The sequence below is a fragment of the Shewanella vaxholmensis genome (assembly GCF_031932135.1).
GTDB classification, from domain to species: Bacteria; Pseudomonadota; Gammaproteobacteria; order Enterobacterales; family Shewanellaceae; genus Shewanella; species Shewanella hafniensis.
In genome coordinates this window covers 64,377-82,474 of the sequence record NZ_JAUOEV010000007.1, presented here as the reverse complement: position 1 = coordinate 82,474, position 18,098 = coordinate 64,377, and the positions used below count along the sequence as shown (strand labels likewise).

Annotated in this window: 17 protein-coding genes; 8 read left to right on the top strand and 9 right to left on the bottom strand. The window is 45.5% G+C overall.

All coding sequences use genetic code 11. The features are described from left to right. Positions 1–3: 3 nt before the first annotated feature. Positions 4–321 carry a N(4)-acetylcytidine aminohydrolase gene (gene yqfB / locus Q4Q46_RS08435; RefSeq protein WP_006081987.1) on the bottom strand — a complete coding sequence of 106 codons (318 nt, stop codon included), beginning with the start codon at positions 319–321 and terminating at the stop codon, positions 4–6. 350 nt (positions 322–671) lie between these two features. On the opposite strand from yqfB, the gene Q4Q46_RS08430 reads away from it, so the two are divergent. Then, positions 672–869: a DUF2986 domain-containing protein gene (locus Q4Q46_RS08430; protein ID WP_311905705.1), complete on the top strand. Its 198-nt coding sequence runs from the start codon at positions 672–674 to the stop codon at positions 867–869. A gap of 232 nt (positions 870–1,101) precedes the next feature. Here Q4Q46_RS08430 and Q4Q46_RS08425 read toward each other — a convergent pair whose 3' ends face one another. Both Q4Q46_RS08425 and Q4Q46_RS08420 read right to left on the bottom strand, forming a co-directional pair. Next, entirely contained in the window at positions 1,102–2,649 is a 1,548-nt protein-coding gene (locus tag Q4Q46_RS08425; protein ID WP_311905704.1) for an MATE family efflux transporter, read from the bottom strand. Positions 2,650–2,696: 47 nt separating this feature from the next. Continuing rightward, entirely contained in the window at positions 2,697–3,551 is an 855-nt protein-coding gene (locus Q4Q46_RS08420; RefSeq protein ID WP_311905703.1) for an ion transporter, read from the bottom strand. 452 nt (positions 3,552–4,003) lie between these two features. Here Q4Q46_RS08420 and Q4Q46_RS08415 point away from each other — a divergent pair, with 452 nt between their 5' ends. The 3 genes from Q4Q46_RS08415 to Q4Q46_RS08405 all read left to right on the top strand — a co-directional run bounded on the left by Q4Q46_RS08415 (position 4,004) and on the right by Q4Q46_RS08405 (position 5,984). After that, entirely contained in the window at positions 4,004–4,516 is a 513-nt protein-coding gene (locus Q4Q46_RS08415) for a L,D-transpeptidase family protein (RefSeq protein WP_311905702.1), read from the top strand. A gap of 176 nt (positions 4,517–4,692) precedes the next feature. After that, positions 4,693–5,358, top strand: coding sequence for a VOC family protein (locus Q4Q46_RS08410; protein ID WP_311905701.1), 666 nt, complete (start codon positions 4,693–4,695; stop codon positions 5,356–5,358). Positions 5,359–5,723: 365 nt separating this feature from the next. After that, positions 5,724–5,984, top strand: a complete 261-nt coding sequence (locus Q4Q46_RS08405; protein WP_006081993.1) for a DUF5062 family protein — start codon at positions 5,724–5,726, stop codon at positions 5,982–5,984. A gap of 188 nt (positions 5,985–6,172) precedes the next feature. Here Q4Q46_RS08405 and Q4Q46_RS08400 read toward each other — a convergent pair whose 3' ends face one another. Both Q4Q46_RS08400 and Q4Q46_RS08395 read right to left on the bottom strand, forming a co-directional pair. After that, positions 6,173–7,036 (bottom strand): M23 family metallopeptidase, encoded by an 864-nt coding sequence (locus tag Q4Q46_RS08400; RefSeq protein WP_311905700.1) that lies wholly within the window; start codon positions 7,034–7,036, stop codon positions 6,173–6,175. A 393-nt stretch (positions 7,037–7,429) separates the two neighbouring features. Beyond that, positions 7,430–8,302 carry a 6-carboxytetrahydropterin synthase gene (locus tag Q4Q46_RS08395; RefSeq protein WP_006081995.1) on the bottom strand — a complete coding sequence of 291 codons (873 nt, stop codon included), beginning with the start codon at positions 8,300–8,302 and terminating at the stop codon, positions 7,430–7,432. A 628-nt stretch (positions 8,303–8,930) separates the two neighbouring features. Here Q4Q46_RS08395 and Q4Q46_RS08390 point away from each other — a divergent pair. Continuing rightward, the gene (locus Q4Q46_RS08390) at positions 8,931–9,965 is read left to right on the top strand and encodes a cytochrome-c peroxidase (RefSeq protein WP_012587451.1); all 1,035 of its coding nucleotides are present in this window, start codon (positions 8,931–8,933) and stop codon (positions 9,963–9,965) included. Between the two features lie 122 nt (positions 9,966–10,087). On the opposite strand, the gene yejK is transcribed toward Q4Q46_RS08390, so the two are convergent. Beyond that, on the bottom strand, positions 10,088–11,116 hold the full coding sequence (yejK, locus tag Q4Q46_RS08385; RefSeq protein WP_006081997.1) for a nucleoid-associated protein YejK: 1,029 nt from the start codon (positions 11,114–11,116) through the stop codon (positions 10,088–10,090). Between the two features lie 77 nt (positions 11,117–11,193). On the opposite strand from yejK, the gene Q4Q46_RS08380 reads away from it, so the two are divergent. Beyond that, positions 11,194–11,412, top strand: coding sequence for a YejL family protein (locus Q4Q46_RS08380; RefSeq protein WP_011847036.1), 219 nt, complete (start codon positions 11,194–11,196; stop codon positions 11,410–11,412). Positions 11,413–11,478: 66 nt separating this feature from the next. Next, a complete protein-coding gene (locus tag Q4Q46_RS08375; protein ID WP_311905699.1) occupies positions 11,479–13,266 on the top strand; it encodes a DUF3413 domain-containing protein in 1,788 nt (595 codons plus the stop codon). Between the two features lie 304 nt (positions 13,267–13,570). On the opposite strand, the gene Q4Q46_RS08370 is transcribed toward Q4Q46_RS08375, so the two are convergent. Further along, positions 13,571–14,677, bottom strand: a complete 1,107-nt coding sequence (locus Q4Q46_RS08370; protein WP_311905698.1) for an NADH:flavin oxidoreductase/NADH oxidase — start codon at positions 14,675–14,677, stop codon at positions 13,571–13,573. Positions 14,678–14,795: 118 nt separating this feature from the next. Here Q4Q46_RS08370 and Q4Q46_RS08365 point away from each other — a divergent pair, with 118 nt between their 5' ends. Beyond that, complete coding sequence (locus Q4Q46_RS08365) at positions 14,796–15,662, top strand: LysR family transcriptional regulator (RefSeq protein ID WP_311905697.1); 867 nt, start codon at positions 14,796–14,798, stop codon at positions 15,660–15,662. A 230-nt stretch (positions 15,663–15,892) separates the two neighbouring features. Here the strand turns inward: Q4Q46_RS08365 and trmY are convergent, their stop codons facing one another. Beyond that, complete coding sequence (gene trmY / locus Q4Q46_RS08360; RefSeq protein ID WP_006086220.1) at positions 15,893–16,489, bottom strand: tRNA (pseudouridine(54)-N(1))-methyltransferase TrmY; 597 nt, start codon at positions 16,487–16,489, stop codon at positions 15,893–15,895. Between the two features lie 773 nt (positions 16,490–17,262). Beyond that, complete coding sequence (locus Q4Q46_RS08355) at positions 17,263–18,021, bottom strand: TetR/AcrR family transcriptional regulator (RefSeq protein ID WP_311905696.1); 759 nt, start codon at positions 18,019–18,021, stop codon at positions 17,263–17,265. Between the last annotated feature and the right edge of the window lie 77 nt (positions 18,022–18,098).

The following is an 18,098-nucleotide window of genomic DNA, read 5'->3' as shown; positions in this document are numbered from 1 at the left end:
AGATTACTGCAACAAAATCCTGAAGCGGATCATAAACAATTGCTCAAGGCCAGGATAAATCTCTGCAATCACATCGCGTAGCTGTGGCAGACTCATATTCTCTTGTTTAGCATGTACCTCGGTGAGCTCAGTTAACTTTACTGGCGTGACATCGATTATCTGGATATCACAAAACCAGCGGTCCGTTTCGAAGGTGGACACAGGCAGAATTTGTCCCGCTATCACATGGGATTCGGCTTCATCGCGCAGGGTAATGGTTTTCGTGCCACTTAAGATATCGTGTTCAAAACGCTCGAAAAAAGTGATTTTAGTGAGTAACACAGCTTATCCTCGGGTAGTACAGGAGAAATAAAAATGACATTAGCGTCAGTTTATCGAACTAATAATGCGGGGCAATATAATGGCTTTTAACGCCTACTGACAGCAGGTAGCGCAAAATACTCGACATCGATTGCACTAAACGTTGTACCGCCCTCTGAGTCAAACTCCCGTGAAAATGCGCTATTGCAAAATTGACCGCCAAAAAGTTGCGGTTCTTTTCGACAGTTTTCAGTAAAACAATTCAGCAAAACATAGTCAGTTAGCTCAGATTGAGTTAGAATCCGCCCTCAATTGAGCCCTTGGCCTCATATTCCTGCGCATAGCGGGTGCGAAACGAAATTAGAGACGTCATGAACAAGAAACAAAAGATCATCAAGAAAATAGCTAAACGCGCTAAGGCCAGACTGAATAAAGTCGATCCCGTGACTATCGGCTCACCAGCGAAATCAGGTTACATCTCTAAGGCCGATCGCGCAAAAATGGCGGCAGTAGAAGCCACGACTGAACAAGTCGAAGGCCAAAAAGACACGCCAAGCATTGAAGAATAAACAGTACCGCAGAATAACGCTTTCTAGCGGCCTATTTTTGCATTGTTAACCCGACTCGATTAACTGCAAACGCCGCTTAAAACAAAAATGCCACAAGCAAACTTGTGGCATTTTGTTTTTCAGTATTCCTAACGGTGCGCGGTGAAGCAGCTGGAGTATTTATGTTTGATTCAATAACGTTATTTGACAGTTTGGAGCGTCACTAAAACAAGTGAACTATTAACTGATAAAGTCAGTTCGGCTTTTTGCCTTCTTCTAAATACGTTATCGGCAATACCGACTCACTCTCTTGCTCCTCGGTTAATTGCGCCATCTGCACGCAAGAGGATGAAAGCGGATTGGTCGCGCTCGGCAAGTTCTCCGCTACACAATTAGCGATTTCTTCTTCCTCAGTCAGCGCAACATTGCAGGGAACGGCATTAACGCCGCCGACATTCGCCATCGCGGAGAACTGGGCCTGCGCCGCCACTTTATCCACTAAACGATAAGCAACCCACACACCTAAGGTGCCAAACAAAATAGACCCTAATATTTGCCCAATCAATACGCCGTAAACTCCGCCCCAGAGTGCACCAAAATACACAAAAGGCACTGTGCCTAAGGTGGCTTTACCGACGTTAAATAGGGTGGAATATTTAGCCTTGCCGAGGTTGTTAAAGGATGCATTCGCCACGAATAAAATCCCCGAAAAGATAAAGAAAACCGCGATATAACTGCAGAAGAAGTGGATAAGGTCGGCGCTGTCACCCTTCATATCAAACACATTGACCAAATGCGACTTAAGCACAAACAGCAACAGAGACATCACCAACACATACACAGTACAAAACTGGATGGCGCGGGTTAAACTCTCGCGCACTCGGTCAAACTGCCCCGCACCGAAGTTTTGCCCAACAATAGGGCCAATCGCGCCCGAGAGCGCAAAGATCATCCCAAAGGTCACCGGGATTAAGCGCCCTAATACCGCCCAGCCCGCCACATAAGCGTCACCGAAATCGGCAATGGCTCGGGTCACAAAGGCATTACCGATAGGCGTTGCCACATTAGTTAACATCGCGGGTCCCGCAATGGCAAAGATAGGTTTTAGATCGGCGATAAAGTGCGCCTTATCGAAATGACCTAACAACTTATGCTTAACCACAACGCCGCGGCCAGCAATTAAAAATACCGCCACCCGCGCTAAAACGGATGCCAATGCCGCACCTTCTATCCCCATGGCGAACAAGAAGATAAAAATCGGGTCGAGTACAGCATTAACGCCGCCGCCCGCTAAGGTCGACATCATGGATAACTTAGCATCACCCACGGCGCGCAAAGCCCCGCCGAGCGCCATCGCAAGACAAATAAAGGGCAAGGAAGGCACTAAGATATACAAGTAGCTGGCAGCGAGCTCAGCCGTATGGCCACTTGCGCCCACTAAGGCAACCAACTCAGGGATGAAGGTAGTGACCACGCCGGCCACCAGCACGCTAATCAGCGTTGTCACAACAGCGCTATTGAGCAATAGCCGCTTTGCTAACACCACATCTTTTGCGCCAATCGAGCGAGACACTAAAGCGCCTAAAGCAATTGATAAGCCTATCCCAATGGATGTCGTGAAAAAGGAGATGCTGCCAGCATAACCCACAGCCGCTGCAAGCTCATGCTCCCCCAATAAACTCAGGAAAAAGATATCCAGTAAATCCACCACAAATAAGGCAGAAATCCCCACAGCAGCAGTCGAACTCATCACTAAGATGTGACGTAATATGGGGCCTTCAACAAACTTGGCTTGCGTCATACGTGTGTGTTACCTGCAAAAATAATAAGTGTTTGCTAAAACAATGACTAAGCGTCATTTTCAACGGGGACATCTAAGCTATCTAACTCGCATCCGCAGCGGCTACAGTACATGGCATCAAGATCGTGGCCGGTTTTATGACATTGATTGCACGAGCGTAAATCTCGATGGCGCCCCACTTCTTGGGATATCTCCGCGGTTAAAATCCCCGTAGGGATCGCGATAATCGAGTAACCAATCAACATAGTAAAAGCGGCAATCGCCTGACCTAATCCCGTTTTAGGGGTAATGTCGCCGTAACCGACAGTGGTAATAGTCACAATTGTCCAGTAGACAGATTTAGGAATTGAACTAAATCCATTATCAGGCCCTTCAACCACATACATTACCGCACTGAGCACCATAACGATCAAACTGACCGAGAAGAAAAATATAAAGACCTTACGACTCGACTGCATCATGGCTCTAAGCAACACATTCCCTTCACTCAAATAACGCAGTAATTTGAGTACGCGGAAAATCCTGAATAACCTGAGAATTCGGATGACTAAGGTAAAGTTAGCGCCAGGGATCAGTAACGCCAGATAACTTGGCAATACAGATAACAAATCGACTATGCCATAAAAGCTGCGGGCATATAACACGGGATGAGTCGCACAGTACAAACGTAGACCATATTCAATGGTAAAGATGACAGTAAAGACCCATTCCAAGACGCGAATAATCTGCCCATATTCACGATGGAACATTTCTACCGTATCGAGGAACACCAAACCGACACTCAGCACAATGCACACCATTAAGGCGATATCAAAATAGCGGCCAGCGGGGGTATCAGTGCCAAAAATAATGGTACGTAATTGACGTTTTAATGGGCTTTCGGATTCGATATTTTCAGACATACAAACTTTGACTTCCTTGCAACAAACTAAGTAACACTGGGATGATACCAATCACATTAAATATCTAATCAGTTCAGAGCCTCACAGGCATCTCAATCCAAGGCGCATTGACGCAGAAATGGTTATTCCCTTTTAAGTCAATGCAACACGGGAGTGGGATGCCTGTGTGGCTCCCGAAGGGCGGCTGATGTTCACTACATGGCAACGCGCTTTATACTGCGTTTAAGGCTTTCGACAGAGCACCACTATGCCTTCAAGCCTTCGCCTTGTCTAAAGCGCGTTGAACTCCCGCTGAATGAACAGATATTTAATACGATTGGTATTACACCATAAATATCCCACGAGTCTGCCATGCAATTGCACTCAGCTCAAAATTATCTACTCACAGCAGGATAAAATTGCGGTATGATGCCGAAAAAAGCCAACAACTAGTGTTAATTTCCGAGGAATTCATGCGCGCCACCCTACTTTCCACATTGACCACCCTCACTGTGACTATCGCGGCACTTGTTTCACCCGTATTACATGCCTCTGGCATGGGTAAAGTGGATCTTGTGGTGATCACAAAATCCGAATCCAGTATGGCTTTATTGCGCGATGGCAAAATACTCAAACAATATCGCATTGCCATGGGTGACTTGCCCGCAGGACACAAATTAAAGGAAGGCGATCAACGCACACCACAGGGGCGTTATACCTTAGATTATAAAAAGCCAGACAGTGCCTATTATAAATCGATCCATATTTCCTATCCCAATGAAGAAGATAAACTCAGAGCCAAAGCTTTAGGCATTAGACCCGGTGGCATGATCATGATCCACGGCCAGAACCCTAAGTCGCCGCTGACGCCAGAACAAGCCCAGCAATACAACTGGACCGACGGCTGTATCGCGATAACCAACGCCGAAATGGATGAAGTGTGGAAAGTTGTCGATGAAGGAACGCCGATTGAGATTTGGCCGTAACTTTAGCCAACTTCCCGATGGCAACACGCCAAATAGATAATTGCACGATATCAAACACGCCCAGCTTAATGGGCGTTTTTATTTAACCATTTACATCATATCGTTAGCTGTTTTATCCCCGTTAGTTTGTGTAAGGGATAAAAACTTACGGCAATAATAAATAACTTGGAGTCTTTATGTCATCATCCAATGAAGCTGCCGCGCCGCAGAATACAAGCATCAACTATGAGCAATTAACCCAAAGCTGGCCCGCCTTCGAAGCACAGATTTTAGCCTTACTTGAAACCTTAGACTTAGCGGATAAAGCACTGGTTTGCGATCATGTCGCGCTGCGTGTCAATTCCATCGCCAGTGCCGATGCCCTGCGCGATGCCTTTAGCTGCGTCGGTAAGATCATTTCAGACAATATCATCAATGGCCGTACGATTCTGATCATCGAACTGGATACCCCACTCACGCTCGGTCAATTTAGCATTGCCTGTGTTGAACTTCCCTACCCCAGCGACAAAGTCTATCCGCAGGAAGGCTGGGAACACATAGAACTAGTCATTGATTCAAAAGCGAAGGAGTGCGATACCCTGAGCCAAGATTTGCTCACCCTGTGTCCCAAACTCAGCGCTTTGCTACCATCTGAACAGGCTGCTGAGCCAGTTCTGTCAAGCTCACTAGACTTAAGTTCACAAGGCTTAGCATCCCTTGCTGGGATAAAAATTAAGATGAGCTCGCCCAAAGGAGATAAAGAGCGTTTAGCCAATCCGACTATCGCCTTTAAACGCGATGATGTGTGCATTAAAGTGCATCCCCATGGCATAAAAGCGGTGATCGCCAGCGAGCAAATGTAGCGAAGGTGTTTTAGGCGGACTTAAAATCTGAAAGAAGAGAACACTGAGCTTAGATTTCCATTGGCACTTGCCGCACTCGCCATAGCGAATACCTGAGTTAAAATCTGAATTAAAAACTTAGTCAAAAACTAAGTCAAAATCGAAGATAATGCCTAAGTGATGACCTGAGCTGATGACTATTTAATCAGACTCAGTGTTCAGATTATTTTTAGGCCCATTTTTTGGTCGTTTTGTCAAAAATTGCCAAAATTAAATCTAGAAAACAGCATATTTAGCGTAACTTAGGACGTATAACTCGCAGAAGCCATCAGGCACACATTATCGAATCCACTTGATGGATTCGATGTGCAAACAGAGGATCGCCAATGAAGCCACACAAGAACGAAGCGCAAATATTGAAGTTCGCCATGGAAATCGGTGTTGGATATGCCAAAAAACGCGGATATGCGGACTTCGACAAGGGCATCTCGCCCAAAGACAAAGTGGAATGTATTTACCGTTTACTGGTCACAGACAATTTAATCCAGCCACTGGCCAAAGATAAAGAAGATGGGCCAAACATGAAACACAAACTGATTTTGTGGATCACCCGCCAGCTACCCGCCGATCATCCATTGTTGAAGTAATCTTTTTAAGCTAATCGATTGAAACTCATAATCTGCAAGCGGACAGTTGAAACGAGTCTATAACAATCCAACTCACTGAGTGCTAAGGATAAGGATAAGGATAAGGATAAGGATAAGGATAAGGATAAGAATCATAAAAAATGGCGCATCATTGCGCCATTTTAGTGTGCAAGAACTGTATATTGTATCTAGCCCTTTTTAGCCGCTTTGTTAGCTTTCTCATTCGCCAGCACAGTTGCCATGGGTGGCACTATGGTCGTGGGATCGAGGCGCATTTGATACCAGTTCACTCGCCAATCTAAATGCGGGCCATTAGCACGACCTGTTGCGCCCACCTCTGCCACGGCTTGACCTTGCTTAACCACTTCACCCGCATTGACGTACAGCTTACTCAAGTGCAAAAAGCTCGAACTCACGCCGTAACCATGATCGATCACCATAGTCCCACCCGAATAAAACATGTCGGGCACAGACAGACTTATCACACCATCGGCGGGCGCCACCACTACAGTGCCCGTTTTCGCTGCCACATCCACACCAAAGTGTGGATTACCGGGTACGTCGTTATAAATACGTTGGCTTCCATAAACCCCGGAAATACGCCCTGTCAGCGGCCAAATAAACTCCTGTAAAAAGGCCGTTTGCTCGCTAAATGTGGCCCGCGCCGCTTTGACCTGCGCCGTGTCTTTCGCCGCTCTTTCCTGCGCGACGGGATCGGGCTTCATGATCTTAGAACTAATGCCCTTGACACTTTGAATCTTGTACTCACGCTTGGTTAAGGTTAAAGGCTTAACCTCAGTCAAACCATCGGGATAAACTAAGGTTAGCTGCTGACTCAGTTCGCCATCGCGATCAAAACCAAAGGCGAAATGACCGTCAGGCGTGACCTTAATGGCTGCACCATTTAAGCTAATCTGAGTGCCCGCTGGCGCTTGACCACGCATTAATGCGCCTTGCTCTAGTTTGCCTTGCAAACTCACCGCTGCTTGCACCTGAGGCGCTATGAGCACTAGGCCCAAAGTGAATAATGCCGATAAACGATTTCCCAACATCTTATTTCTTCCCGAAACGTTTCCCAAACCAATAGGTTCCAAAATCTGAGTTCCTAATATTCTACTCTTGGACATCTTCACAAAAATCCTTATCGATGGTCAACTCAGGGCAATGCCCACTGAATGCGTTCTGCACGACACTAACGTATCACCAGCACATCACTGACTCATCACTAACACTGAATCACTAAACACTGACCGATTAAACCCATGCGTCACGTTAACCTAACCCGCCATAAAAATCGATCTACAGCGGCGTAAATAGCTAATGATGTATTGCATACAATAGCAATCGCGCTTTATCTAAGGTTATGAAGACACAAAAAAGCCCCGACAATCTGCCGAGGCTCATTGAGCAAGTAATTTATATTTACTCGACGCCATTACTCAAGCTTATCCCTTAGACACAATCGCGCCTTTACCCACACCTTCAAATGCCACCACTTTAAACTGACTACCAGGCACTTTAGCGACGAGTGTCGTGGCAATATAGTCGGCTAACAACTCAACCGTCGTGTCGTGGGGAATTAAATCACAGCCTTCCTTTGGCATCGCCAATTGGAAATCCCCTTGGGGCGCTTGGTAATGGAAACCATAATGGCTGTCGTCGGTGATCCGCGTTTGCGACGATAAATTCAGGGTGTCAACAGAAACCAAATCCTCTTCACTGCCTAAATAAATATCGTGCCAGCGCTTGGCCCAATACTCATCCCACTTTGGTGCTGGGCTGCCATTTTCAAACACATGAATTGGGCTACGATGCCCATGGGCGATACGCTGGCAATTACCATCATGTTTACGTAAACCATGGCTGTAATGATAATAAGGCGTATCGAGGATTTCATGTCTCAAGGTGAGCGTGATCCCTTCGACATTCTTAGGTAAGGCTTCGCGTAACGCTTTCTGTAAAAAAGCATTCACGCTTGGAATATCAATTTGTTCGGTCGGCACTAAGGCAAAGGCTTGGGAAGGACAGGCCAAATGGATTTCACCTAACTGGCTATCAAAATCCATCCACACTCTATCGCCCTGTTGCTGCCAACGCACACTGCTGCACGCCGTAGGCACGAGTAAACGATGATCGGCCACCGCATCTATGGTCTGCTTGATGGTGCGTTTCACCTTAGCAAAATCGAGCACCATGTTTTGCTCGTCTAATCCGCCCTCAAGCAGAACATCGACAATCCAACTCTCTCCCACCATGCCGCGCTTTGGGCACAAATAGGAAAAATCGATCACAGTTAAATCTTTGACAAACAGTTGCATTAACGCTCCTCGGCAGAAAAACAGTCCACCTACTTAATTTGAAAGCACCACTTAGCGATGGCCGAGCGTGCTAACTTGAGTACCCAAAACGAGTAAACTCAACATGAATGGAGATTCTAATCAATTCCGCCGCTTGTCGCGACAAATGAATCAGCTCTGCCGCAAATTTGTATTGGGTTGAGTCTCTATTTTTGTATCAGGTACTCAAGCCAAGTATTGCATTAACTCTAACAAAAAGTGCATTTGCCCGAAAATGAGTCCGCCATTTTCAACGCTAACGGTGCCAATATCCCACGCCTTAACACGCCCGCGTCCAAGATTTTGCTTGTTTGGGTTTATCACGACCTTAATCGTGCGAGATATTAATCGAGAAAACAGGGTAATCATCAGATATTGATAGACAAAAAAGTCACTATGCATCGACCTTGCCGATTAACAGATAAAACCCTAACCGAAACAGGATTCAACCTAGCAAAATAACACAGTCAAAACAGCGAATGAGATCGCAAAAGCTTAATCCGCAACAGCGATAGACCCAATCGAAACAAGGTGTTATCAATTATTAACATTAACCTCTACCATCCCTCTGTAAACCACAATTTAACTAAGGTTATACAGGGAAAACAAGATGACCAAACTCACATCTATTGCTATTTTCATTGCGGGTATTTTCGCCAGTGCCCATGCCATCAGTGCTGAACCCATCGAAGTGATAAAAGCGGTGAAAGTCACCGAACCGGAGAAAGTTGAACTCGGTAAAATGCTGTTCTTCGAACCAAGGCTATCCAAATCGGGCTACATCTCCTGTAACTCTTGCCATAATTTAGCCACTGGCGGAGTCGATGCACTACCAACCTCTGTTGGCCATAATTGGCAACAAGGCCCGATTAACTCGCCCACAGTGCTCAATGCCAATTATATGCTGGCGCAATTTTGGGATGGCCGCGCCAGTGATTTACAGGCGCAAGCCGCTGGCCCTATCGAGAATCCGAAGGAAATGGGCTATAGCCATGCACTCGCGACACAAACTATTGCCTCTATGCCTGCCTATCGGGCGCATTTTGCCAAAGTCTATGGCGATGAAAACGTCACGATTGATCGCTTAACCGATGCAATTTCCACCTTTGAAAAAACCTTAGTCACGCCAAATAGTCCGTTCGATCAATATTTATTGGGTAAGCAAGATGCGATCAGTGTGGATGCCAAAGCGGGTTACCAACTGTTTAAGAGCAAAGGGTGCGTAAGCTGCCATAACGGTCCAGCCGTCGGTGGCACTATGTATATGAAGATGGGATTGATTAAACCTTTCCACACTAATAATCCCGCCGAAGGTCGTATCGCCGTCACAGGTAAAGAAGCCGATAAGTTTGTCTTTAAAGTGCCGACACTGCGCAATATTGAACTCACCTATCCCTACTTCCACGACGGCAGTGTCTGGACCTTAGAAGAAGCGGTGAACACTATGGCCGATATTCAATTAGGCCAAAAACTGTCGGACAAAGAAAATCTAGAGATGGTGGCCTTTCTCGTCTCGTTGACGGGGGATCAACCTCAGATCACCTTGCCGATTTTACCGCCATCCAACAAGAACACACCGCGCCCAGTGCCTTTTAGTCATGATCCAATGAGTAGCAAGCCAGTTAGCAGTGAGCTATTAAAGTAGTAACAGTCACTAAATCGACAACGCTATTTAGGACGGAACAGACCCAACAAAAAGGCCAAGAGTAGACACTCTCGGCCTTTTCACGTTCGTTACCTTGATTAAACCAACAGGTTTATCGCGGTTTATTCGCCTTTAAGACGACGGTCAAGCTGATCTTTTAAGTTTGCAGGTACACCTTTGATTAAAATCGTGTCCGAGATGGGATCGTAAATCACCCGTTGACCTAAGTGGCCGCCATCAAAACTTAACGTCACGCCGCCGCCAGTACCTGAAAACTTCTTCAATTGGCGCAGGGTTGATTTGTCGGCCGGAAACTCTTCATCGAGATCATAGCTGCCGCCACGGGCAAAATCGTAGAAAGAATCCATACCTTGATCGGCTAACTCATCGGCCAAGTCTTTGATCTCAATGTCAGCGCCTTCATCGAAGCGCTCACTGCAATATTCAAACACTTTATTACGGCACTGCTGACGCTCGTCTTTCGTCAACTCACTGCTGGCAACAAAATCTTCAACCGCATTCATTAAGGTTTTGTTTTGCGCCTTAGTGTTGACACCTTCGACGCAGCCCATAAAGTCGAGGAAAAAGTCGGCCACTTTACGTCCCGCGCGGCCACGGATAAAGGAAATGTATTTACGCGAGTCTTTATCGGCTTGCCACTCGGTCAAATCGATACGTGCCGCCAGTTGGATATTGTTTAAATCCAAATGGTTATTTTGCGACAGTTCCATATCGTCTAGCACAGTCATCGATGACTTAGCACTTAATAAGGCGACAAACAGATAATCGCTGGTGATGCTGGTGTAGCAAGACATCAGCAAAAAACCGCCTTGACTGAAATCGTACTTCGACAATTCTTCTTGCAGCAATTTACTGGCTTGGCCCGAAAATTCCACAAACCCTAAATCGCCGCCACGGTATTGAGTTAACGCATTGGCAAAAGCAGGATTGGCCTCACCGTCGTCGCCATGGATACCAAAATAGCCAAAACCTTTACCGGCCTTTCCCGTATAAGTTTGATGCAACTCGTCGAGCATCACCTCGACCGCCTGACCGTTCAGCAGAGGTTGAGGACGCAAACGGCAGCGTAATTGCCCCTGACTGTCCTGAGAAATCTCGTGAATAATTGCGTGTTCGATGTTAATACTCATAAGCCCTGATAGTGATACTGGGATAAATCCGCTATTATATGCCGCTAATCCATTCCAAAGTGAAACATTTTTTGATTATGGCAATCCAATCGAAATACTCAAACACCCAAGTTGAATCATTAATCGCCGAAATATTGGCTGTGTTAGAAAAGCATAAAGCACCGACTGACCTGAGCCTGATGGCATTGGGTAACTGCGTGACAAACCTGCTAGAACGTAAAGTGCCCAGTGAATCGCGCCAAGCCGTGGCCGAACAATTTGCAAAAGCACTCGCACAATCGGTTAAATCCCAGTAAGTTAACTGGGTAATCATCGTCAAAAGAATATAAGATACAAGGTCTTTTAGGAATAAGCGGATCACTATGGTCGAGCGAAAAAAGCAAATGAGCCGCGATCGGGTTTCCCGGCTCATCAACTGGGGACATTGGTTCGCCTTCTTCAATGGCATATTAGCCATGATAGTCGGCAGCCGATATCTTGGCAGCGTGGGTTATCCAGAAACTTGGTATGGCTGGGTTTATCTAAGCGTCAGCACTATTGGTCAGTTTAGCTTTCTCGCCTTTATTGCCTATTTGATCTGTCTGTTCCCACTGACCTTGATATTGCCTTATTCGAAGATATTAAGAGGTGTCGCGGCGGTGATCGCGACCCTAAGTCTCTGTATCTTATTGTACGATACTATTGTTTACGCCGATTACGGCATGCACTTGAGCCCCTTCGCCTTCGATTTGGCCTGGGCGGATCTCAATGCCCTGCTCCACGGCACTTCCTATATCGTCACGCCACTCGCCATTATTGCTATTGAGCTTACGGCAGCGAACTTTTTGTGGAAGCGAATAGAGAAAATCCAGAAGCTAAATTTAGGCAATAAAGTCATCACCTTAGTGGGTATCTGTTTTGTCAGTAGCCACTTGATCCACATTTGGGCCGATGCCGCCGACATCACTGAAATTACCCGTTTCGATGATACTTATCCTTTATCATACCCTGCGACTGCGCGCTCCTTTATGGAAAGTCACGGTATTGATGGCTCGTCACAAGGTGACGATGTCAATCACAATACCAGTGTACTCAATTATCCCGAGCAGCCACTGACCTGCCAAGCTGACGCTAAAATCAATGTATTGATGATCACCATCGATAGTTTGCGTGCCGATATGGTCGATGGTAAAAGCATGCCATTCTTGCAGCAATACACTGAAAGTAATCAGTCTTTTACCCAGCATTTCAGCGGCGGCAACCAATTTAGAACCGGCATGTTTTCGCTACTCTACGGCCTGCAAGGCAGTTATGGCGATGCGCGAATTTTTAATAGCACCAGTCCGCTAATGACCAGAAGCTTCCAGCAAGCGGGTTATGAACTGGGGCTTTTCCTGCCTGAAACCAATCTTAATTTGCGTTCTTCACAGGCAATGTTTAATGACTTTAATCCTGTGATTGCCAAAGAAACCAATGGCAGCGCCGATGCCGACTTGCACACTGTGGCCAGTTTTAACGAGTGGCACAGCATCCAAAATAAACCTTGGTTTGCACTTGTTAACTTAAAAGCACCAGAGAATTTCGATACTCCCGTGGGTTTCCTTGGCATTGAAACAGTAAAAGCCGATCCCGCCCTGATGCCAGCGCAAAAGGTGCTGTTTAATCAATATCGCCAATCACTGTATTTTGTCGATCAACAACTTAAGGCAATGCTGGCCAATGTGCCCAAGGATACCTTAGTGATTATCACAGGGGTGAATGGCAAGATGTTCACCAGTAATAGTGACGAAGCGAATCGCAATCTGTCACCACAGAGTGTCAAAGTACCCTTAGTGATCCACTGGCCCAATACGGGCGCGTCTAAGGTCAAATACCGCACTAGCCATTACGGCATCGCGCCGACTTTGATGACCCACGTGCTCGGCTGCACCAATAACACCACAGATTACAGCGCTGGCCGCAGCTTATTGCAACCGAGTAAAGAAACGTGGATCTACATAGGTGATAGCCGTATTTTTGCTATCTATCAAGAAGCGGAAGTGACAGTGATTGACCGCCACGGCAAATACCGTATTTACGATGAAAACTATGAACATAGGCTCAATAAGAAAATGAGTGCGCCTGAGTTGATTGAAGTGATGCGCGAAGGTCGACGTTTCTATAATCACTAATCTCAATCCTCTGCTTGAAGAAGCCCCACTCCCTGCGGATTGGGGCTTTTTTATTCCCCTAGCGACAGAAGAAATGCTTAGAAATCAGAGTTCATCACAAGATGATTAACCGATTCCCCTTCCACCTGAGTTTGCGTATCCCCAAAACAAAAAGCCGCTATCCAGAGATAACGGCTTTTTAGACTAGGGCTAAATATTAAGAACTTAACTTACGCCAATCCACAATAAAACTAAGTCACAATCAAACCAATCAACCATAAAATTAGCTCGCAATGAACTCTCTCACGATCAAGTCTATTCGTAATCAATCGGCTTTAACCGTGGAGTAGCGCTCCAACCAATGGGCGTAGGAAGCGGGTAATACCCAAGATGGGCGCGCAATATTTAAGGTTTGCGCCGCTTGATATGGCCAATGTGGATTCGCTAAAAAGGCTTTACCTATCATCACTAAATCCATTTGTTCATCTTCAATGGCGGCATTGGCGTGCAGTGGATTATCCATGCCCCAAGACGTCGCAACTGGGAAACCCACTTCTTGTCGAACCCGCGCAGCAATAGGCGCTAAGAATGCAGGGCTCCAAGGAATATTTGCCGTCGGCGTTGAAAAACAAATACTGACGTTTAACATATCGAGCCCAGCTTGCTTAAATTGCTTCACCAAGGCGATTGATTCAGTTAGCGTTTCTTCATCTTTATGGTCGAATTCAATCACGCCAAATCGCGCCGTTAAAGGTAAATGCTGTGGCCAAACGTCTCTTACCGCTGTAACCGTTTCGAGCAAAAAGCGTCCCCGCCCTTCTGCACTACCACCATATTGGTCGGTGCGTTCATTGGCATAGGTTGAAAAGAAACTTTGGGCTAAATAACCGTGGGCGAAATGCAGCTCTAACCATTCAAATCCTGCGGCTAAGGCCCGTTTTGCCGCAGCCACAAAGTCTGCTTTAACGCGCTCAATGTCCTCAATCGTCATAGCAGTTGGCACTTTAGGTAAGTTTGCACCAAAAGCAACAGCAGACGGCGCAATCGGTTGCCAGCCTTGTCCTTCACCATTGGGAATATGATCATCGCCTTCCCACGGGATATTGGCACTCGCTTTACGGCCTGCATGACCAATCTGAATCCCCGCCACTGCGCCGGCATTTTTAATCGCGCTGGCGACCTTAGCTAGGCCTTGGGCTTGTTCGTCATTCCATAGTCCAAGGCATTTGGGGGTAATGCGTCCTTCAGGAGAAACTGCAGTGGCTTCAACTACAACGAGACCCGCTCCGCCACGGGCAAGGCTAGTATAATGCACCTGATGCCAGTCGTTTATGAGTCCGTCCGTGGCTTGATATTGGCACATGGGCGCAACGGCAATACGATTTTTGAGGGTAATGTCTTTAAGTTTGAAGGATGAAAATAGATCGGCCATAGGTGTTTCCTGTGTCAAATAGAATCAAAAAGGAATGGAATACTGAATGACGACAGACTAGCCTTATCATGTCATAATTAAAAGCACGCACAGATTATAGAGTTAATAAAATTTTATTATGATAAATCCGCAGTGGTTACACACCTTTGCAGTTCTTGTCGAGAAAGGTAACTTCACCCGAACCGCCGAAGCCATAGGTATCACCCAAGCGGCAGTAAGCCAACATATCAGTCGCTTAGAAGAGGAATACGGCACACTGTTTTTACGCCGCCCCCGTCAACTTGAAATCACTCCGATTGGCGAAAACCTGCTGACCTACGTTAAAGACGTCGAATGCGCGCAAAAACGCTTACAGCAGAAACTTATCCATGATGATGCAGAGGTCGGTGACATTAGCCTTATCACTCCGGGGAGCATTGGCTTAACACTCTTTCCGCTATTAATCGAACTTCAACAAGCCTTTCCGGCATTAAACATTCGCCACCGTTTTGCCCCTGACTGTGAAATAGTCGCCTCGGTATTAGCCAATGAACATGAAATCGGCATGGTGACCTTAAAACCGTCTGATCCTCGCATTCACAGTACGCATTTCACCGAAGAGCCGCTTGAGCTCGTCGTACCTGCGTGCCACAAACAAAATGAATGGGTTGATTTGAAACGGCTAGGGTTTATCTCCCATCCCGATGGCGAGGCCATGGCAACTCGGTTACTTAGCCGAAAATATCCAAGTAATCCCGGTATTCAAGACATTCCCTGTAAAGGATTTACCAACCAAATCAGCCTGATCCTCGAACCTGTCGCGAAAGGACTAGGATTTACAGTTATACCGCAATACGCCCGCAAAGCCTTTGAACGACAACAAGATATCTATGTTGTGGAATGTGGCAGCCAAGTTGTAGACACCATTTGGCTTATCCACCGCGCGGAATGGCCCTTGTCACGCAGAGCCCAAAAAGCGATTACATTTTTAAAGGGGAAGATATAAAAGCCTTATATTACTCTCATCCTTGTATGGATAAAGTCCTCATAAAACCCAAGCCAGTGTCAGTGTCAGTGTCAGTGTCAGTGTCGCAATTTAAAGCAACTCATTAAAAACGCGATGCCAAGGTGTTACCTGTAGCTAAAAAACAAAAAAGCCCCATTCAAAAGTGGGGCTTTATACGAGCTGCAACACGAGAATCGTCAGCGTTAGCGGCGAGACATAAGGCTCAGCGGCTACTGATTGATATCCAATTCATTATGGATCAACACCACGCACTGGGAAGCAAACAGCATCTTAGGCCCAAGGCTGATCTTTTGCGCGCCGAGTCGTTTCAAGGTATTAAAACTTTTCTTCGGCATAGGAATATGATCGGTCAGCAAAAAGCACGGATTACCCACAAACTCCTGCTCACGGATAGAAGTGCCCTTCTTATCCATCATAAACAATTGATAATCCACCGCGAGGTCCTGCACCAGCTTTTCAAAACTGATGGTGCTCACAGTAATGCCCTCATCCACAACGCGAGTTTGCTCTTTCGTCATGCCCCGAGAAATATCTAAGGCCTTGGCAATTTTCGTCAGCAAAGCTTGTTCGTGAAAACCGCCAATATGGCAAATATTTCGGGTATCAAAGCAAATAGTGCGGGAAAAATCATGGGTACTTTCTAACACTAGATAAACGACAACATCGTTTCGATGGGACTGAGCCACAAAGATAGTGTTCATTAGGGTATGAGCCAAAATCTCGGTGTGCGCCTCTTGGCCGACAGAAGCCAAAAACAACTGACTGTCAGTAGGTGCTGATCTTGCTCGTAAAACAAACGCGCGCATAGGTAAATGTCCTACTCAATAATGTCTTAAATGCTAAATGGCGAATGCAAATATCGATGTGAAACGTGTCATTTCACGTTAAGAATTTTTGTCTTAACTGTACCAATGAGGTCGATCACTCGAGCTTAAACGATTAGCGTTAGTCCTCATTACCACAAAAAAGATATAAAAAAACAAAACCCCGTATAGCAATGCTACCACGGGGTTTTGTTTTTACTTAACTGTCACTTATCTTAATAATTAAAACAGCCTAACAATTAAGCATTTAATTTGGTCGGTATGAGAGGATTCGAACCTCCGACCCCTGACACCCCATGACAGTGAACCGTTTAATCATAACCTGCTAAATTTAAACATAAATTATGTAATTTTGCACGTTTTAATTACCCTAATAATTTATGTGCATTTACATGCAAATGCGAAATGTGCAGCCTGTGTATTCAATAGCTTACACTGTATTTGACCGTACAATTTGCACTATTTTCAGCACAAGCAAATCTAATCTATTTTTTTAAACGAATATTTCATGCTGAAAATATGAACAGCGAACGAATTATTTGCAGGCATACCTAGCCTGATGACTTTATTCAGGCCAACGTCGCTCCGACTTTATCTAGAAGCATAATAAAGTTTGATCAAAAACTAGATTGCTATGAAGAGCCGCAACACACTAGTTTGATAAATTATTCGTAAAAGCAGCCATTACTTCTGAATTGAATTTGGGCACAAGTATAAAATCTACTGAAACAGAGCTTTGTTGATTTCAATCACCGTTAACCCTCAACACCATTTGTAAAAGACAGCGCACTACATGCAGCACAACTCATATGATCACGATAATGTTGGTCGAAGAACTTAATCGTTCTGGCCTCTAAAGAATCATATAATTCTGGGGTTAAGGGCATTTTCCACTTATATTGCCCCATCAATTTAGCCAAATGTCGGTAACAGGTTTCGCGACGATTAGAAAGGTATTCTGGCGCGATAAGCTGGCTCTCAAATTGAGTTAACGCCCCGGTTAAATAAAAGGTGATGCCCTGTACTAACTCCTTTACCTGTAATGGTGTCGCCTCTAATTCCCCTTTTTCTACTGCTAGATTGAGCGAGTCAGTAAACCAGCCCCAGAACGCATTAATGCGCTTTTTAAAGCGTTCGACTTTTTCATCACTGGCAAGTTGCCATACCATAGTATTAACAGAAACAGAACGTAACGTTGCAAAGCTTTTGCTGCGTTTTATCGTTTCAAAGGTAAATAGAATTGGCAACAATACTCGTTCTTTAGCCGTTAATTCAGGATTTTTATTAATAAAAATTGGCAAGTGATTAGAGGTTGCACTTCTTAGGAACAGACAAACTAAAACGTCTTCTTTTCGTTCAAAAAATTTGTACAAGGTGCCAGTAGAACAACCGACTTCTTTAGCCAGTTGAGAAAACTTAAAAGAGACGATGCCTTGCGACTCAATCAACAGCTCAGCTGCATCCAGTATTTGATTGCACCTTAAAATAGATAGTGTGTCAGAAGGACATTTCATGCACTAAACCCGAATAAAACGCTAAGTAAGCGTGGATTATGCGTTGTTAACTTATACCTGTTATAGGGTAAGAATGA

Coding starts and splice junctions, on each gene's coding strand:
- Q4Q46_RS08430 (WP_311905705.1), top strand. CDS start 672: ATGAACAAGAAACAAAAGATCATCAAGAAAATAGCTAAACGCGCTAAG.
- Q4Q46_RS08425 (WP_311905704.1), bottom strand. CDS start 2,649: ATGACGCAAGCCAAGTTTGTTGAAGGCCCCATATTACGTCACATCTTA.
- Q4Q46_RS08420 (WP_311905703.1), bottom strand. CDS start 3,551: ATGTCTGAAAATATCGAATCCGAAAGCCCATTAAAACGTCAATTACGT.
- Q4Q46_RS08415 (WP_311905702.1), top strand. CDS start 4,004: ATGCGCGCCACCCTACTTTCCACATTGACCACCCTCACTGTGACTATC.
- Q4Q46_RS08410 (WP_311905701.1), top strand. CDS start 4,693: ATGTCATCATCCAATGAAGCTGCCGCGCCGCAGAATACAAGCATCAAC.
- Q4Q46_RS08405 (WP_006081993.1), top strand. CDS start 5,724: ATGAAGCCACACAAGAACGAAGCGCAAATATTGAAGTTCGCCATGGAA.
- Q4Q46_RS08400 (WP_311905700.1), bottom strand. CDS start 7,036: ATGTTGGGAAATCGTTTATCGGCATTATTCACTTTGGGCCTAGTGCTC.
- Q4Q46_RS08395 (WP_006081995.1), bottom strand. CDS start 8,302: ATGCAACTGTTTGTCAAAGATTTAACTGTGATCGATTTTTCCTATTTG.
- Q4Q46_RS08390 (WP_012587451.1), top strand. CDS start 8,931: ATGACCAAACTCACATCTATTGCTATTTTCATTGCGGGTATTTTCGCC.
- yejK (WP_006081997.1), bottom strand. CDS start 11,116: ATGAGTATTAACATCGAACACGCAATTATTCACGAGATTTCTCAGGAC.
- Q4Q46_RS08380 (WP_011847036.1), top strand. CDS start 11,194: ATGGCAATCCAATCGAAATACTCAAACACCCAAGTTGAATCATTAATC.
- Q4Q46_RS08375 (WP_311905699.1), top strand. CDS start 11,479: ATGGTCGAGCGAAAAAAGCAAATGAGCCGCGATCGGGTTTCCCGGCTC.
- Q4Q46_RS08370 (WP_311905698.1), bottom strand. CDS start 14,677: ATGGCCGATCTATTTTCATCCTTCAAACTTAAAGACATTACCCTCAAA.
- Q4Q46_RS08365 (WP_311905697.1), top strand. CDS start 14,796: ATGATAAATCCGCAGTGGTTACACACCTTTGCAGTTCTTGTCGAGAAA.
- trmY (WP_006086220.1), bottom strand. CDS start 16,489: ATGCGCGCGTTTGTTTTACGAGCAAGATCAGCACCTACTGACAGTCAG.
- Q4Q46_RS08355 (WP_311905696.1), bottom strand. CDS start 18,021: ATGAAATGTCCTTCTGACACACTATCTATTTTAAGGTGCAATCAAATA.